Source organism: Candidatus Pantoea soli (assembly GCF_007833795.1).
Lineage (GTDB): Bacteria > Pseudomonadota > Gammaproteobacteria > Enterobacterales > Enterobacteriaceae > Pantoea > Pantoea soli.
The window spans coordinates 3,028,470-3,041,495 of sequence record NZ_CP032702.1 but is presented as its reverse complement, the minus strand read 5'-3'; the positions used below and the strand labels follow the sequence as shown (position 1 = coordinate 3,041,495).

At 58.5% G+C, this 13,026-nt stretch carries 9 protein-coding genes; 8 read left to right on the top strand and 1 reads right to left on the bottom strand.

Annotation, left to right across the window (positions count from 1 at the left end):
• Positions 1 to 55 precede the first annotated feature (55 nt).
• From D8B20_RS14130 to speB, 4 genes are all read left to right on the top strand, one after another.
• On the top strand, positions 56 to 1,510 hold the full coding sequence (locus D8B20_RS14130) for a TolC family outer membrane protein (RefSeq protein ID WP_145889452.1): 1,455 nt from the start codon (positions 56 to 58) through the stop codon (positions 1,508 to 1,510).
• On the top strand, positions 1,507 to 3,690 hold the full coding sequence (locus tag D8B20_RS14125) for a type I secretion system permease/ATPase (RefSeq protein ID WP_145889451.1): 2,184 nt from the start codon (positions 1,507 to 1,509) through the stop codon (positions 3,688 to 3,690). Before D8B20_RS14130 ends, D8B20_RS14125 begins: the two co-directional genes overlap by 4 nt.
• Positions 3,690 to 4,913, top strand: coding sequence for an HlyD family type I secretion periplasmic adaptor subunit (locus tag D8B20_RS14120; protein ID WP_370664134.1), 1,224 nt, complete (start codon positions 3,690 to 3,692; stop codon positions 4,911 to 4,913). The genes D8B20_RS14125 and D8B20_RS14120 overlap by 1 nt, the downstream gene beginning before the upstream one ends.
• Before the next feature lie 156 nt (positions 4,914 to 5,069).
• The gene (gene speB / locus D8B20_RS14115; RefSeq protein ID WP_145889449.1) at positions 5,070 to 5,990 is read left to right on the top strand and encodes an agmatinase; all 921 of its coding nucleotides are present in this window, start codon (positions 5,070 to 5,072) and stop codon (positions 5,988 to 5,990) included.
• Positions 5,991 to 6,024: 34 nt separating this feature from the next.
• On the opposite strand, the gene loiP is transcribed toward speB, so the two are convergent.
• Positions 6,025 to 6,783, bottom strand: coding sequence for a metalloprotease LoiP (gene loiP / locus D8B20_RS14110; RefSeq protein ID WP_145889448.1), 759 nt, complete (start codon positions 6,781 to 6,783; stop codon positions 6,025 to 6,027).
• 273 nt (positions 6,784 to 7,056) lie between these two features.
• Here loiP and tkt point away from each other — a divergent pair, with 273 nt between their 5' ends.
• From tkt to fbaA, 4 genes are all read left to right on the top strand, one after another.
• Positions 7,057 to 9,048 carry a transketolase gene (gene tkt, locus D8B20_RS14105; RefSeq protein ID WP_145889447.1) on the top strand — a complete coding sequence of 664 codons (1,992 nt, stop codon included), beginning with the start codon at positions 7,057 to 7,059 and terminating at the stop codon, positions 9,046 to 9,048.
• A 409-nt stretch (positions 9,049 to 9,457) separates the two neighbouring features.
• A complete protein-coding gene (epd, locus tag D8B20_RS14100) occupies positions 9,458 to 10,477 on the top strand; it encodes an erythrose-4-phosphate dehydrogenase (protein ID WP_145889446.1) in 1,020 nt (339 codons plus the stop codon).
• Positions 10,478 to 10,528: 51 nt separating this feature from the next.
• Positions 10,529 to 11,692, top strand: coding sequence for a phosphoglycerate kinase (gene pgk / locus D8B20_RS14095; RefSeq protein ID WP_145889445.1), 1,164 nt, complete (start codon positions 10,529 to 10,531; stop codon positions 11,690 to 11,692).
• A 102-nt stretch (positions 11,693 to 11,794) separates the two neighbouring features.
• Positions 11,795 to 12,874 carry a class II fructose-bisphosphate aldolase gene (gene fbaA / locus D8B20_RS14090; protein WP_145889444.1) on the top strand — a complete coding sequence of 360 codons (1,080 nt, stop codon included), beginning with the start codon at positions 11,795 to 11,797 and terminating at the stop codon, positions 12,872 to 12,874.
• Positions 12,875 to 13,026: the final 152 nt, after the last annotated feature.

Here is a 13,026-nt window from a genome sequence, read left to right as displayed (position 1 = left end):
AAGCGTGACGGGCACAGGATGTGCCCCTTTCTCTATTTTGACTGGTGGACAATCGATGGATCTGATGCAATCAGGCGCACTCTCTCGCCGTACCTGTAAGCTCAGCGCACTCTGCGCGGGCCTCGTTTTTTTTCACACGACTTCGCTTTACGCCGCCAGTGACGCCCTGACGCGCGCCGGACGCATCACCTCACAGGAGCTGGCGCAACAGCAGCAGGATCTTCCCGCTTTAACCGGCCAGGTGGCGGAGCCCGCGCTGGTCACGCTGCCGGATACCTTAACCCTCAATCAGGCAGTGCAGCGGGCAGTGCAGTGGCATCCGGACATTGCGCAGGCCATCGGCCGGCTGCTGGAGCAGGCCAGTCAGGTGGATGTGGCAAAAGCCAAATACTATCCGCAGATCAGTGCCGGTATGAACAACGGCTACAGCAATACCTATCGGGAAAAAGGCTTCAGCCCGTCCTTTGTCTTATCGGTATCACAGATGCTGTACGATTTCGGCAAAGTCAGCAGTTCCGTGCGCTCAGCCGAAGCCGGCGTGGCGCAGGAGCAGGCCAATGTACTGGTGAGCATTGATACCGTGGCGCATGACACCGCCGCCGCGCTGGTGGAAGTGCAGGGTTATCAGCGGCTGGTGAAGATCGCGCAGGATCAGCTGGCGGCGCTGGGCAAAATCGGCGAGCTGGCACGGCAGCGTAATGAAGAAGGTGCCGCTTCGCTTTCTGATGCCACGCAGACCGATGCGCGCATTGAAGGCGCACGGACCACGCTGACGCAGTATCAGGCCAATCTGGATCGCTGGCGCGCCACGCTGGCAACCTACCTCGGCTGGCCGCAGATCAGGCAGGTCAGTGATGAATTTCCGGTGACGCTGACGCGCGCCTGCGCGGCGGGCCGCGCTGATGATAAAAACAATCCGGCGGTGCTGGCAGCCTGGGCGCAGGCCAGCCAGGCGCAGGCCAAACTGGACAACGCCAATGCGCAGAATCTGCCGACCATCTCCCTTGAACCGCAGGTGACGCACTACCTCAATAACCACTATTCCGGCAGTGACACGCTGGATCGCACGCAGTATCAGGCGTTTGTCAAAGTGGAGATGCCGCTCTATCAGGGCGGCGGCATTACCGCTGCGCGCGATGCCGCCGCCAGCGCACTGCAGGCGGCCAACGCGGCGGTGAACTCTGCCCGGCTGAAAGCACGCCAGCAGCTGAGTGAATCGCAGAATGAAGCGCTGAGCCTGTCGCAAAGCCTTGCCATCATGAGCCGCCAGCAGCAGCTGGGCGAGAAGACCCAGCAGCTCTATCAGGATCAGTATCTGCAGCTGGGCACCCGCCCGCTGCTTGACGTGCTGAACGCCGAGCAGGAAGTGTTCCAGACCCGCTTTACCCTGCAGCAAACCATCAGTCAGTTACGCTCACTGCAGCTTGATTGCTTATACAGCACCGGGCAGATGCGGTCGGCGTTTGCGCTGAATAATCAACGTATTCAGTCCGTGGAGATTCAGCCATGACGCAATTATCGCTTCCCGACGGGCCTGAGGGCCGCGCCGACAGCGCCAGCGGCGGCCAGATGCCGCTCAACGGCTGGGCCACGGCCATTATTCTCATCGCCACGCACTACCGCCTGCCCTGTTCGCCGGGCATGATCATGGCCGCCAGCGAGTGGCAGGGCAGGCAGACGCGCGATAAAGCGTTGCGCCATCTGGCACGTCAGGCCGGTCTGTCGCTGCAGTTTTACCAGGAGAACAATCAGGAAATCACCCGCTGGCGGCTGCCGCTGGCGGTGGAGCTGGCCGATGGACAGGTCGGCGTGATCACCAGTTTTGACGGAGAGGATGAAGTGCGTGTGCACTTCGCCGGCGAGGAGCAGCCGGCCCCGCTGGCGCTGGCGACGCTGCTGCCGGCGATTCGCTACACCGCCGCACTGCGCCCGGTTAGCGCCGCGCGCGACAGCCGGGTGGATCGCTATCTGAAACCGGTGAAAGCCGACTGGCTGCGCCGTCTGGTGCTGCACGATCTGCGCCCTTACGGCTATGTGATGCTCGGGGCGTTCCTGATCAACCTGCTGGCGCTGGTGGGCATTATCTTCTCTATGCAGGTGTATGACCGGGTGATTCCGGCGCAGTCTTATCCCACGCTTTATGTGCTCTATATCGGCGTGATCATCTCGGTGGTGTTTACCTATATTCTGCGCGTCGGGCGCGATCACGTCACCGATCTGCTGGGGAAACGCGCGGATATGCGCGTCTCGGACCGCGTATTCGGACACGCGCTGCGGCTGCGCAACAGCGTTATACCGCGCTCTACCGGCACCTTTATTTCCCAGCTGCGCGAGCTGGAAGCGATCCGCGAAATGGTGACCTCCACCACAGTGACGGCCATCGTGGATATGCCGTTTTTCCTGCTGTTTATGCTGGTCATGGCGATCATTGCGCCGCAGCTGGCGTGGATCGCGCCGGTGGCGGTCCTGCTGATGGTGCTGCCGGGGCTGCTGAGCCAGAAAAAACTGGCAAAGCTGGCGCAGCAGAACCTGAAAGAGTCCACGCTGCGTAATGCGGTTCTGGTGGAGAGCGTGCAGGGGCTGGAGGATATCAAGCTGATGCAGGCGGAAGACCGTTTTCTGCAGCAGTGGAACAGCTATATCCGCATTACCGCGCAGTCCGGCGTGGAGATGCGCAAGGTGATGCATTCCCTGATCAGCTGGGGCGTGACGGTGCAGGGCCTGGTATACGCTACCGTGATTGTGGTGGGTGCGCCGATGGTGATCGACGGTGATATCACCACCGGTGCCATTGTGGCGGCCTCGCTGCTCTCATCGCGCATGATTGCGCCCATGGCCACGCTGTGCGGTGTGCTGGCGCGCTGGCAGCAGGTGAAAGCGGCAAAAAGCAGCCTGGACGCGCTGATGGCGCTGCCGGTGGAAAACAGCCAGGAGGAGACGCGCATTCACTGTCCGGTACTGTTTGGGCACTATCAGTTTACCGACGCCATGTTCCGCTATTACACCGACTCCCTGACCGTGGCATTGCGCATCAAATCCCTGACCATTCAGCCCGGCGAACGGGTGGCGGTGCTCGGGCGCAACGGCTCCGGTAAATCCACACTGCTGCAGGCGATGGCGGGCGGTATGGATCTGGTGGGCGGCGAGCTGCGGCTGGATAACCTCAGCCTGCCGCAGATTGACGTGGCCGATGTGCGGCGCAATGTCGGGCTGCTGACGCAGAACGCCCGCCTGTTCCACGGCACGCTGCGGGAAAATCTGACCATGGGCGCGGCGCACGCCACCGATGACGCAATTTTTGCCGCGCTGACGGTCAGCGGCGGCGCTGACTTTATCCGCCGCCTGCCGCTGGGGCTGGATCACCCGGTGATGGAGGGCGGCGTCGGGCTCTCCGGCGGCCAGCGGCAGTCGCTGCTGCTGGCGCGCATGCTGCTGCGCGATCCCAACATTGTGCTGCTGGATGAGCCGACGGCATCACTCGACGATCACACCGAGAAAGAGTTCATTGAGCGGCTGGGTGCCTGGCTGAACGGCCGCACGCTGATCGTGGCCACACACCGCGCGGCGATCCTGTCCCTGGTGGATCGCGTGCTGGTGCTGAAGGAGGGGCAGCTGGTGATGGACAGTCCGAAGGAAAAGGCGCTGCCGGGCGCGCGCGCCAGTGAGAACCTGCCGGGAGCGCAATCATGATGAAACAACTGCCGGCAAAACTGCGGCTGGTGACGGCCGCCGAGGTGGATTCGTCAGACGATCTGCTGGGTGAACTGAAATCGGAGACCCACTACACCGGCGCGGTACGGCTGATTGTGATCAGTACCGCGCTGATCCTGGTGGCGCTGGTGTGGGCATGGTTTGGCGTGCTGGATGAGGTCTCGACCGGCACCGGCAAAGTGATCCCCAGCTCGCGCGATCAGGTGCTGCAGTCGCTGGAGGGCGGCATTCTCACCGAGCTTTACGTGCATGAGGGCGATCAGGTGCAGGCCGGGCAGATCGTGGCAAAGCTGGATGCCACGCGCTCGCAGTCCAGCGTGGGCGAGAGCGCGGCCCGCTACCGTGCGGCGCTGGCTGCGGCGGCGCGGCTGCGGGCCGAAGTCAATGACGATCCGCTGGTGTTCCCGGCGGAGCTGAAGGCCTATCCCGATCTCATCGCCTCAGAGACGCGGCTGTATAAAACCAAACGTGCGCAGCTCAACGACGCCACGCGGCAGTTTAACGCCTCGCTGGCGCTGGCGAACCGCGAGCTGGCCATTACGCAGCGGCTGGCGAAAACCGGTGCGGCCAGTAGCGTGGAGGTGCTGCGGCTGCAGCGGGATAAATCGGATCTGGAACTGAAACTCACCGACATGCGTTCGCAATACTATGTGCAGGCGCGCGAGGAGCTGGCCAAGGCCAGCGCCGAGGCCGACAGTCTGGCGCAGGTGATTAAAGGCCGCGAAGATACCGTGACGCGGCTGACCATCCGTTCGCCGATGCGCGGCGTGGTCAAAAACATCAAAGTCTCGACGGTGGGCGGGGTGATTCCACCTAACGGCGAGCTGATGAACATTGTGCCGATGAACGATCGCCTGCTGATTGAGGCCCGTCTGTCGCCGCGCGATATCGCCTTTATCCATCCGGGCCAGCGCGCGGTGGTGAAGATCTCGGCGTATGATTACGCCATCTACGGCGGCCTGAACGGCGTGGTGGAGAGCATTTCGCCGGATACCATTCAGGATGAGGTGAAGCCTGAGATCTACTACTACCGGGTGTTTATCCGCACCGATAACGACTATGTACAGAACAAGGCGGGCCGGCGCTTTTCAATCAGTCCGGGCATGGTCTCTACGGTGGACATTAAAACCGGCGAAAAAACCATTATGGATTATCTGATTAAGCCGTTTAACAAGGCGAAAGAGGCGATGCGCGAGCGCTAAGCGTCTGGAGATTGCAGGGCGCAAAAATCTCCGCGATAATCACCGCTATCTCATCCCTTCCTCGTCGGGCCTAACGACGCGGAGGGGATTTTTTTCATCTATACCTGAATATTCCGGGTTGGCAGCCTCAACCTGAGCACTTCAAGAGGACACGTTATGTACAACACTCTGGGTAACCAGTACGACAACTCTCTGGTCTCAAATGCATTTGGTTTTATGCGCTTCCCGCTTAACTTCCAGCCGTATGACAGCGACGCCGAATGGGTCATCACCGGCGTGCCGTTCGATGCCGCCACCTCCGGTCGTCCGGGCAGTCGTCTGGGGCCGGGGGCTATCCGTCAGATCTCCACCAATCTGGCGTGGGAAGGCTGCCGCTGGCCGTGGGATTTTGATCTGCGTCAGCGCCTGAAGGTCGTGGACTGCGGCGATCTGGTGTACGCCTTTGGCGACTCCCAGGATCTCTCAGACAAGCTGCAGGCACACGCAGAGAAACTGCTGGCTAACGGCAAGCGCATGCTGACGTTTGGCGGCGATCACTATGTCACCCTGCCGCTGCTGCGCGCGCACGCGAAACACTTTGGCAAAATGGCGCTGGTGCATTTTGATGCGCATACCGATACCTACTCCAACGGCCCAACGTTTGATCACGGCACCATGTTCTTTACCGCGCCGCAAGAGGGGCTGATCGATCCGCAGCACTCGGTGCAGATCGGGATTCGCACCGAGTTTGATAAGAGTCTGGGCTTTAAGGTGCTGGATGCGGCGCAGGTGAACGATCGCAGCGTTGATGACATTCTGGCTGAAGTGAAGCGCACGGTGGGCGATCTGCCGGTTTACCTGACCTTTGATATCGACTGCCTCGATCCGGCGCATGCGCCAGGCACCGGCACGCCGGTTATTGGCGGCCTGACCAGCGATAAAGCCACCAAGCTGATTCGCGGGCTGCAGGGCATGAACATTGTCGGGATGGATCTGGTAGAAGTGGCGCCAGGTTACGATCACGCCGATCTGACGTCACTGGCTGCGGCGACGCTGGCGCTGGATATGCTGCACGTGCAGGCTGCGAACAAAGGCTGACGGGCAGGGCGGGGGCACCATGGCCCCCGCGCTGTTATTTTTTCGCGTCAGCGGCAATACGCTCACGAATATGCTGCGCACGGGCCGCAGAATCCGGGTGCGAATCAAACATGGAGCTCTGATGTCCCTGATCCAGCTTCGCCAGCTTTTCAAAACTGGTGGCTAAACCGGTGGGATCGATGCCACGTTTTTTCAGCAGATCGTACGAGTAGTCATCCGCCTGTGACTCCTGTGTCTGAGAGAACTGGGCATTAACCAGTTTTTCGCCCATCTCGCCCAGCTGCGACTGCGACAGTGAACCAATCACGCCGCCAACGGAAGCGGCCGCATTACGCGCTGCGGTGGTCGCAAACGCGACCTGCATCGCTTTACGCGTATGGCCCAGCGCCACGTGGCCCATTTCATGGCCCAGCACGCCTTCTACTTCGTTATCCGACATCATGTCCATCAGGCCGCTGTAAACGCGGATACAGCCGTTTGCCATGGCCCACGCGTTCACATCTTTGGTCATATAGACTTTATAGTTCGCCGGGACACCGTTGATGTTATCGCCCAGCGCGGCGGCGATTTTGTTCAGCCGCTGCTGGTAGCTGCTGCTGGCGGGTGCCACCTGATTATCCTTATCCATCTGCGCACAGGATTGATCGCTCAACTGCTTCACCTGCGCATCGCTCAGCGTATAAGCCTGAAACGCCTGCGCGCCGGACTGCAGTAAACCGCTGTTATTCATCCCTTCGCAGCCGCTCAGCAGCGAAGCCATCCCCAGAGCCAGAATCGTGGCGCGTACTTTCATATCAGCATCCTTTACGTAACAAGTCGTTAAACAAACACCCGAAAACGGTTGCAGGTGTTTAAACGCTTTGGTTATAGCGTGCCACAGCGATTCTGGCTAGCAGACATGCGCGGAATTGCAACCTTCTGCCCGCAGATTTAGCACCCTGACACATGTACTTTTGCCCTTATTTTCATGTACATTGATGTGCGACTTTTTTCTCGCTTCGCCTTATAACTGATTAATTACAATAAGTTAAGCGTGGCGGAGCATTAATCCGACCTGGAGTAGAAGATGCCCTCTCGTAAAGAGCTTGCCAACGCCGTTCGCGCGTTAAGTATGGATGCAGTACAGAAAGCGAAATCGGGACATCCGGGTGCCCCGATGGGCATGGCGGACATCGCCGAAGTGCTGTGGCGTGATTTCCTCAACCACAATCCGACTAACCCGCTGTGGGCAGACCGCGACCGCTTTGTGCTGTCGAACGGTCACGGCTCCATGCTGATTTACAGCCTGCTGCACCTCACCGGTTACGATCTGCCGATGAGCGAGCTGCAGAACTTCCGTCAGCTGCATTCAAAAACTCCAGGCCACCCGGAATACGGCTACACCGCCGGCGTGGAAACCACCACCGGCCCGCTGGGGCAGGGCATCGCTAACGCGGTTGGCTTCGCCATTGCCGAGCGCACGCTGGCGGCGCAGTTTAACCGTCCGGGCCACGATATCGTTGACCACCATACCTATGTGTTCATGGGCGACGGCTGCATGATGGAAGGCATCTCGCATGAGGTGTGCTCTATCGCCGGTACCCTGAAACTGGGCAAGCTGGTGGCGTTCTACGACGACAACGGCATCTCAATTGATGGCCATATCGACGGCTGGTTCACCGACGACACCGCTGCCCGTTTTGAAGCCTACGGCTGGCACGTGGTGCGCGGCGTGGATGGCCACGACGCAGACGCCATCAAAAAAGCGGTGGAAGAAGCCAAAGCGGTGACCGATAAGCCTTCGCTGCTGATGTGCAAAACCGTTATCGGTTTTGGTTCACCAAACAAAGCCGGCACGCACGACTCCCACGGCGCGCCGCTGGGCGACGACGAAATCGCCCTGACCCGTAAGCAGCTGGGCTGGAACCACGCGCCATTTGAGATCCCGTCTGAGATCTACGCGCAGTGGGATGCGAAAGAGGCCGGTCAGGCCAAAGAGCGCGCCTGGAACGAGAAGTTTGCCGCTTACGCCAGCGCCTTCCCGGAGCTGGCTGACGAGTTCACCCGCCGTACCCGCAATGCGCTGCCGGCTAACTGGGAAAGCGAATCGCAGAAGTTCATTGAGCAGTTGCAGGCGAACCCGGCGAAAATTGCCAGCCGTAAAGCCTCGCAGAATGCCATCGAAGCGTTCGGTAAACTGCTGCCGGAATATCTGGGCGGCTCTGCTGACCTGGCACCGAGCAACCTCACCATGTGGTCTGGCTCAAAACCGATCAACGAAGATGCAGCCGGTAACTATATCCACTACGGCGTGCGTGAATTTGGCATGACCGCTATCGCGAACGGTATCGCGCTGCACGGCGGTTTCCTGCCGTACACCGCCACCTTCCTGATGTTCGTGGAATACGCCCGTAACGCTGCCCGCATGGCCGCGCTGATGAAAATCCGTCAGATTATGGTCTACACCCATGACTCAATCGGTCTGGGCGAAGATGGCCCGACCCACCAGCCGGTTGAGCAGATGGCCAGCCTGCGTACCACGCCGAACATGAGCCTGTGGCGTCCCTGTGACCAGGTTGAATCCGCTGTGGCCTGGAAGTACGCGATTGAGCGCGTGGATGGGCCTTCCGCACTGATCTTCTCCCGCCAGAACCTGGCGCAGCAGGAGCGTACTCCGGCGCAGCTGGCAAACGTGGCGCGCGGCGGTTACGTGCTGAAAGACTGTGAAGGCACGCCAGAGCTGATCCTGATCGCCACCGGTTCCGAAGTGGAACTGGCGGTAGCGGCTTACGCGCAGCTGACCGCTGAAGGTCGCAAAGTCCGCGTGGTTTCCATGCCGTCTACCGATGCCTTTGACAAGCAGGACGCGGCATACCGCGAATCCGTGCTGCCGAAAGCGGTCGCCGCGCGCGTGGCTATCGAAGCGGGCATCGCCGATTACTGGTTCAAGTACACCGGCCTGCACGGTGCGATTGTCGGCATGACCACATTTGGTGAGTCTGCCCCGGCAGAGCTGCTGTTCAAAGAGTTCGGCTTTACGGTTGAGAACGTTGTTAACACCGCGAAATCCATCCTGTAATTTCGCGTGATCCTCTGCGCCGCTGCGTTCTGCAGCGGCGCGTTTTAAGGTGAACGTTGCGCGTTAAACCGGGGCGATAATGTACGCCGCGACCGCGAAAGCCCTGCCGGCGGATTTGACCGCTCTGCACGATATCAGCCTTTTTATCCCTTCACCTGAAACGGTTCAATTATTCCTGCAGTAATAATGTCCTCCAGAAAAATTGTGACGCAGATCCAATAATCAGCAGCGCAGTTGATCGCAATCATTCCTGTTATTCCTCACATGCTTTATTGTAGCTGAACCGTTTCAGTTGCCGGTGAGCCGCCTGACGCGATCGCGCCGGAGCCGCCAGAATTTCCTGTACAAACCCGCGTGAAACGCTCAAGGTATCTGGCACGTTTTTTCAGGTGTGGTAGCAGGAAGTAAGATGACCATTCGTATTGCCATCAATGGGTTTGGCCGTATCGGCCGCAATGTATTGCGGGCACTGTATGAAACCGGTCGCCGCGCGGAAATCACCGTTGTGGCCATCAACGAACTGGCAGAGGCCGCCGGCATGGCGCATCTGCTGAAATACGATACCAGCCACGGCCGGTTCGCCTTTGATGTGCGGCAGGAACGGGACCAGCTGCTGGTTGGCGATGACACCATTCGCATTCTGCATCTGGCAGAGATTGCGGCTCTACCGTGGCGGGAGCTGAATGTGGATATCGTGCTGGATTGCACTGGCGTCTACGGCAGCCGGGCGGACGGCGAAGCGCATCTGCTGGCTGGCGCAAAGAAGGTGCTGTTCTCGCATCCGGGCGGCAACGATCTCGACGCCACCGTGGTGTTTGGCGTCAATGAACAGGCGCTGCAGCAAAGCGATCGCATTGTTTCTAACGCCTCCTGCACCACCAACTGCATTATCCCGGTGATCAAACTGCTGGATGACGCCTTTGGCATTGAATCCGGTACGGTTACGACGATTCACTCCGCGATGCACGATCAGCAGGTGATTGATGCCTATCACAGCGACCTGCGCCGCACGCGGGCAGCCAGTCAGTCCATTATTCCGGTGGATACGCGGCTGGCGGCAGGCATCACCCGTATTTTTCCGAAATTTAACGATCGCTTTGAAGCGATTGCAGTACGCGTGCCGACTATCAACGTGACAGCGATTGATTTAAGCGTCTCAGTACGTGAAGCCGTCAGGGCGTGCGAGGTCAACGCGCTGCTGCAAAACGCGTCAGAGGGGGCATTTCGTGGTATAGTTGACTATACGGAATTACCGTTAGTCTCAGTAGATTTTAACCACGATCCGCACAGTGCCATAGTGGACGGCACGCAGACGCGGGTCAGCGGTCATCACCTGATCAAAACCCTGGTCTGGTGTGACAACGAATGGGGCTTTGCTAACCGCATGATCGACACCACGTTAGCAATGGCCGCAAGCGGTTTCAGGTAAGACGCGGATTGCGTCTGGCAAAACTTATGAGAATCAACGAGAGGGTTCACCATGTCTGTAATTAAGATGACCGATCTGGATCTTGCTGGTAAACGCGTTCTGATCCGCGCCGATCTCAACGTACCAGTGAAAGAAGGGAAAGTGACGTCAGACGCACGTATTCGTGCTTCTCTGCCTACCATCGAAGCGGCGTTGAAACAGGGCGCGAAAGTGATGGTTACCTCACACCTTGGTCGTCCGACTGAAGGTGAATACAACGAAGAGTTCTCCCTGCTGCCAGTTGTTAACTACCTGAAAGATAAGCTGAACGGCACCCAGGTGACGCTGGCGAAAGAGTACCTGGATGGCGTGGAAGTCGGTGCCGGTGAGCTGGTGGTGCTGGAAAACGTCCGCTTCAACAAAGGCGAGAAAAAAGACGACGAAACCCTGGCGAAGAAATATGCCGCACTGTGCGACGTCTTTGTCATGGATGCGTTTGGTACTGCGCACCGCGCGCAGGCCTCTACCCACGGCGTGGGTAAGCACGCACCTATCGCCTGTGCCGGTCCGCTGCTGTCCGCTGAGCTGGAAGCACTGGGTAAAGTGATGAGCAACCCACAGCGTCCGCTGGTCGCGGTAGTGGGCGGTTCCAAAGTCTCGACCAAATTTGATGTGCTGCAGTCGCTGGTAAAAATCGCGGACACCGTGATTGTTGGCGGCGGTATCGCTAACACCTTCGTGGCGATCGACAACAACGTCGGTAAATCCCTGTACGAACCAGACTTCGTGGAAGCGGCCAAAGGCCTGCGCGATCAGTACGGTATCCCGGTTCCGGTTGACTCCCGCGTCGGCACGGAATTCTCTGAAACTGCACCGGCAACCGTGAAAAAGGTTTCCGAAGTGGCAGATAACGAAGAAATTATGGACTTCGGTGATGAAACCGCACAGGCGATGGCGAAGCTGCTGAAAGAAGCGAAAACCATCCTGTGGAACGGTCCGGTGGGCGTGTTTGAGTTCCCTAACTTCCGCAAAGGCACCGAGATTATCGCTAACGCGATCGCGGACAGTGATGCCTTCTCTGTGGCCGGCGGCGGTGACACCCTGGCGGCAATCGACCTGTTCGGTATCGAAGACAAGATCTCCTATATCTCTACCGGCGGCGGCGCTTTCCTGGAGTTCGTGGAAGGCAAAAAACTGCCTGCGGTTGCCATGCTTGAAGAGCGTGCGAAGCAGTAACTTTTGGGGGCGGCGCGGCTGCGCCGTCTGAAGGCTTGCCCATTCCGGGCAAAAAATCGACGTCCCTCTGCGGGATGAACGGTAACGAAACAGGACACAACCATGTCTAAAATTTTTGATTTCGTAAAACCCGGCGTTGTCACTGGTGATGACGTTCAGAAGATCTTCAAAGTAGCGAAAGAAAACAAATTCGCTCTGCCTGCAGTTAACTGCGTCGGCACGGATTCCATCAACGCGGTACTCGAAGCTGCGGCCAAAGTTAAAGCGCCGGTCATCGTTCAGTTCTCCAATGGCGGTGCCGCCTTCATCGCCGGTAAAGGCTTCAAAACTGACAAACCTCAGGGCGCCGCCATTTTTGGTGCCATTTCCGGTGCGCACCATGTGCATCTGATGGCCGAACAGTATGGCGTGCCGGTGATCCTGCACACTGACCACTGCGCGAAAAAACTGCTGCCGTGGATCGACGGCCTGCTGGATGCCGGCGAAGAGCACTTCAAAAAAACCGGTAAGCCTCTGTTCTCTTCACACATGATTGACCTGTCTGAAGAGTCTCTGGAAGAAAACATCGAAATCTGCAGCAAGTATCTGGCGCGCATGGACAAAATGGGCATGACGCTGGAGATCGAACTGGGTGTGACCGGTGGCGAAGAAGATGGCGTGGACAACAGCCACGTTGACGCCTCTGCACTGTACAGCCAGCCAGAAGATGTGGATTACGCTTACACCGAGCTGAGCAAAATCAGCCCGCGTTTCACCATTGCTGCATCCTTTGGTAACGTGCACGGCGTGTACAAGCCAGGCAACGTGAAGCTGACCCCAACCATCCTGCGCGATTCACAGAAATACGTTTGTGAAAAACACGGCCTGCCGCACAACGCGCTGGACTTCGTGTTCCACGGCGGCTCTGGTTCTTCTGCGGCAGAAATTGAAGAGTCGATCAGCTATGGCGTGATCAAAATGAACATCGATACCGATACCCAGTGGGCAACCTGGGACGGCATCCTGCAGTACTACAAAACCAACGAAGCCTTCCTGCAGGGGCAGCTGGGCAACCCGAACGGCCCGGACAGCCCGAACAAGAAATACTACGATCCACGCGTCTGGCTGCGCTCTGCACAATCTTCCATGGTTGTGCGTTTAGAGCAGGCTTTCAAAGAGCTGAACGCTGTCGACGTACTGTAATTTTTGCCTGCGGTACAAAAAAGGCCCGAAAGGGCCTTTTTTTATGCGTCCGGTCTGGAAAAGTGAATCCATTCAGCGCTTTTTTGGCGCTCTGTCCCATTTTTGTTTACCCTTGTTAGCGGGAGTGTCGGATTAAATCTGGCAGTTTTTGT

Coding starts and splice junctions, on each gene's coding strand:
- D8B20_RS14130 (WP_145889452.1), top strand. CDS start 56: ATGGATCTGATGCAATCAGGCGCACTCTCTCGCCGTACCTGTAAGCTC.
- D8B20_RS14125 (WP_145889451.1), top strand. CDS start 1,507: ATGACGCAATTATCGCTTCCCGACGGGCCTGAGGGCCGCGCCGACAGC.
- D8B20_RS14120 (WP_370664134.1), top strand. CDS start 3,690: ATGAAACAACTGCCGGCAAAACTGCGGCTGGTGACGGCCGCCGAGGTG.
- speB (WP_145889449.1), top strand. CDS start 5,070: ATGTACAACACTCTGGGTAACCAGTACGACAACTCTCTGGTCTCAAAT.
- loiP (WP_145889448.1), bottom strand. CDS start 6,783: ATGAAAGTACGCGCCACGATTCTGGCTCTGGGGATGGCTTCGCTGCTG.
- tkt (WP_145889447.1), top strand. CDS start 7,057: ATGCCCTCTCGTAAAGAGCTTGCCAACGCCGTTCGCGCGTTAAGTATG.
- epd (WP_145889446.1), top strand. CDS start 9,458: ATGACCATTCGTATTGCCATCAATGGGTTTGGCCGTATCGGCCGCAAT.
- pgk (WP_145889445.1), top strand. CDS start 10,529: ATGTCTGTAATTAAGATGACCGATCTGGATCTTGCTGGTAAACGCGTT.
- fbaA (WP_145889444.1), top strand. CDS start 11,795: ATGTCTAAAATTTTTGATTTCGTAAAACCCGGCGTTGTCACTGGTGAT.